The sequence below is a fragment of the Saccharothrix sp. ST-888 genome, from assembly GCF_000955975.1.
Classification (GTDB): domain Bacteria; phylum Actinomycetota; class Actinomycetes; order Streptomycetales; family Streptomycetaceae; genus Kitasatospora.
Genome location: NZ_JYJF01000017.1, coordinates 70,524 through 76,880, shown reverse-complemented (window position 1 = coordinate 76,880; position 6,357 = coordinate 70,524). Strand labels below are relative to the sequence as shown.

Annotated in this window: 6 protein-coding genes and 1 pseudogene; 5 read left to right on the top strand and 2 right to left on the bottom strand. The window is 74.1% G+C overall.

Translation table 11 applies throughout. The annotated features are described in order from the left end of the window. Positions 1 to 1,397, top strand: a pseudogene (locus UK12_RS41085) (FUSC family protein); the annotation flags it as partial. 94 nt (positions 1,398 to 1,491) lie between these two features. On the opposite strand, the gene UK12_RS09310 reads toward UK12_RS41085, so the two are convergent. Continuing rightward, positions 1,492 to 2,862: a DUF1015 family protein gene (locus UK12_RS09310; protein WP_082119452.1), complete on the bottom strand. Its 1,371-nt coding sequence runs from the start codon at positions 2,860 to 2,862 to the stop codon at positions 1,492 to 1,494. A gap of 138 nt (positions 2,863 to 3,000) precedes the next feature. Between UK12_RS09310 and UK12_RS09305 the strand changes: the two genes are divergently transcribed. Both UK12_RS09305 and UK12_RS09300 read left to right on the top strand, forming a co-directional pair. After that, positions 3,001 to 3,525 (top strand): tetratricopeptide repeat protein, encoded by a 525-nt coding sequence (locus UK12_RS09305; RefSeq protein WP_156178619.1) that lies wholly within the window; start codon positions 3,001 to 3,003, stop codon positions 3,523 to 3,525. A gap of 132 nt (positions 3,526 to 3,657) precedes the next feature. Continuing rightward, a complete protein-coding gene (locus UK12_RS09300; protein ID WP_045301641.1) occupies positions 3,658 to 4,701 on the top strand; it encodes an HAD-IIA family hydrolase in 1,044 nt (347 codons plus the stop codon). Between the two features lie 31 nt (positions 4,702 to 4,732). Here UK12_RS09300 and UK12_RS09295 read toward each other — a convergent pair whose 3' ends face one another. After that, positions 4,733 to 5,080 carry an SCP2 sterol-binding domain-containing protein gene (locus UK12_RS09295; RefSeq protein WP_045301639.1) on the bottom strand — a complete coding sequence of 116 codons (348 nt, stop codon included), beginning with the start codon at positions 5,078 to 5,080 and terminating at the stop codon, positions 4,733 to 4,735. Between the two features lie 210 nt (positions 5,081 to 5,290). Between UK12_RS09295 and UK12_RS36430 the strand changes: the two genes are divergently transcribed. Together UK12_RS36430 and UK12_RS39530 are read left to right on the top strand one after the other, a co-directional pair. Continuing rightward, entirely contained in the window at positions 5,291 to 6,148 is an 858-nt protein-coding gene (locus UK12_RS36430) for a hypothetical protein (RefSeq protein ID WP_052681737.1), read from the top strand. Beyond that, positions 6,141 to 6,311 (top strand): hypothetical protein, encoded by a 171-nt coding sequence (locus UK12_RS39530; protein ID WP_156178618.1) that lies wholly within the window; start codon positions 6,141 to 6,143, stop codon positions 6,309 to 6,311. The genes UK12_RS36430 and UK12_RS39530 overlap by 8 nt, the downstream gene beginning before the upstream one ends. Positions 6,312 to 6,357 lie beyond the last annotated feature (46 nt).

Below are 6,357 nucleotides of genomic sequence, written 5' to 3'. Positions count from 1 at the left end.
ATGACCGCCCGTCCGGTGGTTTCAACCGTGACCGCGATGACCGTGGCGGCTTCCGCCGTGACGACCGTCCGCAGGGCGGCTTCAACCGCGATGACCGTCCGCGTCGTGACGACCGCCCCCAGGGCGGCGGCTTCCGCCGGGACGACCGTCCGTCGGGTGGTTTCAACCGTGACCGTGACGACCGTGGTGGCTTCCGCCGCGATGATCGTCCGCAGGGTGGCGGTTTCCGTCGGGACGACCGTCCCTCCGGTGGCTTCCGCGACCGCGATGACCGTCCGCGTCGTGACGACCGCCCCCAGGGCGGTGGCTTCCGCCGCGATGACCGCCCGTCGGGTGGTTTCAACCGTGACCGTGACGACCGTGGCGGCTTCCGCCGCGACGACCGCGGTGGCCGGCCGTACGAGAGCCGTGAGGGCTGCAGCGGTGGCTTCCGTCGGGACGACCGCCCGCAGGGTGGCGGCTTCCGTCGGGACGACCGTCGCGACGACCGCCGGGACTACGACGACCGCCGTGGCAACTTCGAGCCGGTCCAGCGTCTGCCGATCCCGGAGGACGTCACGGGCTTCGAGATCGACGCGGATGTGCGTCAGGACCTGAAGAGCCTGCCGAAGACCCTCGCCGACGATGTCGCGCGCAACCTGGTGATGGTCGCCCGGCTGCTCGACAGCGAGCCGGAGGAGGCGTACAAGTTCTCGCGCGTCGCGCTGCGGCTGGCCTCGCGTGTCGCCTCCGTCCGTGAGGCGGCGGGCTTCGCGTCGTACATGACGCAGCGGTACTCCGAGGCGCTGACCGAGTTCCGGGCGGCGCGGCGGATGACCGGGCGGGCGGACCTGTGGCCGGTGATGGCCGACTGCGAGCGCGGTCTGGGCCGTCCGGAGCGGGCGCTGGCGATGGCCGGTGAGCCCGAGGTGAAGCAGCTGGACAAGGCCGGTCAGGTCGAGATGCGGCTGGTCGCGGCGGGTGCCCGTAGCGACATGGAGCAGTTCGACGCCGCCGTGGTGACGCTGCAGAGCCCGGAGCTGGCGTCCAGCGCGATCCACCCGTGGACCGCGCGACTGCGCTACGCGTACGCCGAGGCCCTGATCGCGGCCGGCCGGGCGGAGGAGGGCCGTGACTGGTTCGCGAAGGCCGCCGAGGCCGACACCGACGGTGCGACCAACGCCTCCGAGCGGCTGGCCGAGATCGACGGCCTGGAGTTCGTCGACGCCCTCGACCCGGAGCTGGACGAGGACGAGCGCGGCTCGGTCGGCGTGGCCGCCCAGGAGCGCCGCAACGTCGCGATCGACGACACCGGCGACGACCGCGTGATCTTCGAGGACGAGGAAGACGTCGAGGAGTACTACGACGAGGACGACCTCGAGATCGAAGAGGACCGCGAGGGCGAGGCCAAGAAGTAGTCCGCGTCACGCAACACGCCGGAGGCCCGGTCGGTACGCATGCCATGTGCGTACCGGCCGGGCCTCCGGCGTATCTGCCTCCAGGTCGGCCGGGTCAGCCGAGTGTGAGGCTGCGGAGGACCAGGCCGGTGGCCGGCTTGGGACCGAAGGAGGTGGACTTGCGGGGCATCGTCACGCCCTGTTCGGCGAGGCGCCGGACCACGCTCTCCTTGACCGGGTGCAGCAGGACGGCCGTGCCGCCGCTGCGGGCGGCCTCGCGCTCGGCGGCGTCGGCGGCGTGCAGATAGCCGATGTCATCGGGGCCGTCGGGGACGCGCCAGGTGTGGTCGAGCAGGGTGGCGTGCAGGACGGTGGCGTCGAGGTGACGCCACTCCTCGGGCCTGCCGGTCGGCACGGTGGCCGCGAGCAGGGCCTCGTCCGGCTCGCTGACCAGCCGGAAGATGCCGTCGCCGCCGGTCAGCAGGAAGGCGTTCCCGCCGTGCTGCTTGGCGTCGCCGAGGGCCTGCAGGGCCGTCTCCAGCGGGCCGGGGACCTCCTTGACCTGCCAGTGTTCGCCGAGCCGGGCGAGTGCCTCGGCGACCGGCAGCCGGTACAGCACCCGGTGGATGGCCCGGACCTGTAGCGGGTAGCGCGCGGTGTCGACCAGCAGCACCATGCCACGGTCCCACGGGCTGCGCGGGAGGTGCCGGTGCTCGCGCTGGAGGCGCAGGTACATCTCCCAGCGGTGGTGGCCGTCCGCGATGAGGGCTCGGCAGGTGGCCAGGTCGCGGCCGACCTCGGCGAGCTCGGCATGGTCGGTGACGGCCCAGAGCCGGTGGTGGGTGCCGTCGCTGGTGGTCGTGGTGAGCAGCGGCTCGCCGAGGACGGCCCGTTCGATCACGCCGGCCGCGCCGCCGTTGCCCCGGTAGGTGAGCAGCAGCGGCTCCAGGTTAGCCCTGGTGGTCCGCATCAGGCCGACCCGGTCGGCGACCGGTCGGGGCATCACGTCCTCGTGCGGCAGCACCACGCCCGCCTCCCGGCCGCTGACCGCGAGGGCGCCGATCAGGCCGCGTTGCAGGTTTCCGCCACCGGGTCCGCCCTCGCCGGTGCGCTGCTCGTAGACGTAGAGCGCGGGTTCGGGGTCGGCGGCCAGGACGCCCTGGCGCTGCCAGTCGGTCAGCAGGCGGGCGGCGTGCCGGTATCGGGTGTCGCGGTCGGGGCGGTCGCCGCTGTCCTCGGGTTCGGGCCTGGGGAGGATGAGCCGGACGATGTTGTACGGATCGGCGGTCTCCAGGTCCAGCCGCCGGTTGGGGTCCACCACGTCGTAAGGGGGCGAGGTGACCGCCGCCAGCGTACCGACCCGGTCGGGGACGTATCGCAGGCCGCGGAACGGCGAGAGGGACAGCCCCGCAGTGGCGACATGCCCGGGGTCACCGGGGCCGCCTGCTGGAGCCTCTGCTCCTGTGTCTGCACTGGGTGTGCTCATTCTGGGCATCGTAATCGGGTACGCGTTGTTCAGAGATCTCAGAGATCACACTGCCCGGCCAGTTCGTCAGAAGAGGGTCGGTCCGGGAGCGGGCGGTGCGACCGGGAGGCGGGGTACGGGATGGAGGCGGAGCACGCGATGAGTGACGGGCAGGAGCGGGCGAACGGCGGTGGCAGCGAGAGCGCGGGCACTGCGCCGCAGGGCGGGCCCGGCGTGCCGGAGGGCGGGGTGTACGACTGGTTCCGGCGCGGGGCGCGGCTGCTGGAGCAGGGCCACCCGGCGGCGGCCGAGCAGCTGCTGGCGCGGGCCGCGGAGGCGGAGCCCCACTCGCGGAGCATCCGGGAGACGCTGGCGAGAGCGCAGTTCGACGCCGGGCTGTTCGCGGCGGCGCTCGGCAACTTCCGGGCGGTGGCGCTGGCCGATCCGGCGGACGACTACGCTCAGTTCGGGTGGGGTGTCGCGGCAGCCCGGCTGGGCGACTTCGAGACCTCCGCCGAGCACCTGGCCCTGGCGGTCGCCATGCGGCCGGAGGCGGACCACTACCGGGCCGCGCTGCGCCAGACCAGGGCGACGCTGGCGGCCCGTGCCGGGGCGTACGGGCCGCTGCTGCCCGGTGCGCCCGGCTACCTCGCGCCGCCGGAAGACGGCGGACAGGCCGGGTGACGGGCCGGGTGACGCCGCGGCCGGCGGCGCCGGATCAGGGGCCGGGTCCGGGTGTCGGCGGTCCGGCGGTTCCGGCCGGCGCGGTGAGTACGGGGACCGAGACGATGAGCAAGAGGACGAGGTAGAGCACTGATGACGGACACCGCAGTCGGCCGGGCACACACCGCGCCGGGAGGCTCCGACCGCCCGCTGACCGAGGCGTACGACACGGCGCTGCTGGACCTCGACGGTGTGGTGTACGCCGGGCCGCACGCGATCCGGCACGCGGTGGCGTCGCTGGAGGCGGCGCGCGGGGTCGGGATGCGGCTGGCGTACGTGACCAACAACGCCTCCCGCCCGCCCCGGGTGGTGGCCGAGCACCTGACCGAGCTGGGCGTGCCGGCCGAGGCCGCGGACGTGATCAATTCGGCGCAGGCGGCGGCCCGGCTGGTGGCGGAGAAGGTTCCGGCCGGCTCGAAGGTGCTGGTGGTGGGTGGCGCGGGGCTGGAGGAGGCGCTGACCGAGCGCGGGCTGGTCCCGGTCCGCTCGATGACGGACGGACCGCTCGCGGTGGTCCAGGGCTATGACCCGTCCGTGGGCTGGCAGCACCTCGCCGAGGCCTCGTACGCGGTGGCGAGCGGGCTGCCCTGGGTGGCGTCCAACACCGACCTGACGGTGCCCACCGCACGCGGCATCGCCCCCGGGAACGGCACGCTGGTGGCGGCCGTCCGGACCGCGACCGGAGTCGACCCGGAGGTGGCGGGCAAGCCGCTGCCGCCGATGCACCGGGAGACGGTGATCCGTACCGGCGCGCAGCGTCCGCTGGTGGTCGGGGACCGCCTCGACACGGACATCGAGGGCGCCTACAACGGCGGCGTGGACAGCCTGCTGGTCTTCACCGGTGTGACCACGCCCGCGCAGGTGCTGACGGCTCCGGTGCGGCATCGGCCGACGTACCTCGCGGCCGACCTGCGGGGTCTGCTGGTCGCCCAGCCGGAGGTGACGGCGCTTGGTGAGGGGCGCTACCGCTGCGGCGGGTACGAGGCGTGGGTGGACGGCGGCCGACTGCTGCTGAGCGGTGGCGGGGAGGACCCGTACGACGGGCTGCGGGCGCTCTGCGGGGCGGCCTGGGCGGCGGCGGACGCGGACGGCGCTGTGCCGGACGGCAGCAAGGCGCTCGCCGAGCTCGGGCTGTAGCGGAGTCCCGGAGGGGGCGGGCAGGGGCAGGTCAGAGCAGGGTGCGCAGCCGCAGGAGGTCGCGGAAGCCGGCCTCCAGCTTGACCCGGCCGGTGGCCCAGGCGGAGGTGAAGTTGAGCTGTCCGCCGACCATGGCCACCAGGTCGTCGCCGGTCATCGCGAGGCGGATCTCCGCCCTGGCGGGGGGCGGGCCCTGGGCCTCGACCATGCCGGTGATCCGGCCGTCGTCGAGGCGGCCGGAGAACGTCAGGTCGAGGTCGGTGATCCAGCAGGTGAGTGAGCGGTCGAGAGCCGCGGCCTTGCGGGCGTCGCCGTTGGCGCCGCCGAGGTTGCGGCTGAACTGTTCCAGTGCTTCGCGGCACTGCTCGATCGTGGCCATGACTGCTGGTCTCCCGTTCTGCCCGCCTGCTGTTCCTGGGGCCGACTGACCACGCTATCGCAGCAGTGCCGGAACTCGGGTGGACGGTAGCGGCAGCCTCCGGCGGAGCTGAGGCGGTAGCGTCGTGGGTGTGGTGGGGCCCGGTCCGGCTGCGCAGCGTGGACAGGACCGGGTTCGCAGGCGGTGCGAGGCACGGAGGAGGCGCTCGGGATGCTGCGGGATGCGGTGCGGGGAGTCGTGGTGATGGCCACCGGACTCGCCGAGGAGACCGGCAGGCGGGTCGTGGGTGCGGCCACGGGACTGCTGGAGCGCAGCGGCGTGGACGTCGCCGCGATCGAGCGGACCGTGAACGAGCAGTTCCCGCCGTCGGCCAAGTCGCTGCAGACGCTGGCGGAGGAGGCGGTGACGGCTGGCCGGGCGGGTCTGGACCTGGCGTTGGGGGCGGCCCGCAGTGAGGTCGACAAGGTCTTCGAGCGGGTCGGCGACCAGGTGGTGAAGGTGGGCGTGGTGCTCAGCTACCTGGAGAGCAAGCTGCGCGAGGTCGAGGAGCAGCCGCACGTCGGCGCGGCGGCGAAGTCCGGTGCCCGGCCCGAGGCTCGGGCCGACGGCCTGTTCGAGGCGGGTTGGGACGAGCGCGCACCCGAGGCGGACGGGAGCGCCGGGGCCGGGCGTTCCGCGCCCGCGAGGCGTACGGCGGCGAGCCAGGCCGCGCCGAAGCAGCCCGCAGCGAAGCCGGCGGCCGCACGGCAGGCCACCGGCGGGCAGAGCGCGGTGCAGCGGACGGGAGCGAAGCCGGCGGCCGGCGGGACCGGCGCCAGGGCGAACGGTGCGGGGACGACCGGTCGGCGTGCGGCGGCCCAGGGCACGGCCGTGAAGAAGGCCTCGGTCAGGAAGCCGGGCGCGGGCGGTACGGCGGGCCGGGCGGGCGCCGGCGCGGAGAAGACCCCCAGCGCGGACCAGAGCAGCACGGAGAAGGCCGGCGCAAAGCGGGCCGGGACCAAGAAGGCCGCTGCGAAGAAGTCCGTCGCGAAGAAGTCCGCGCCGAAGAAGGCGGACGGCGGTGTCTGAGCCGGTGCCGGTGGAGCCGACGGGCCACCCGGAGGTCGATGCCGCGCTGGCCCGGCTGGAGGAGTTGGCCGGGGTGGAGACCGGTGCCCGGGTGGCGGTGTACGAAGATGTACACCAGCGGTTGGCGGGCACCCTGTCCGCGCTCGACGAGCAGCAGCAGTAACGCGGCGGGTCCGGCAGGCGGCAGTCCGGCGGCCGATCGGCTGACC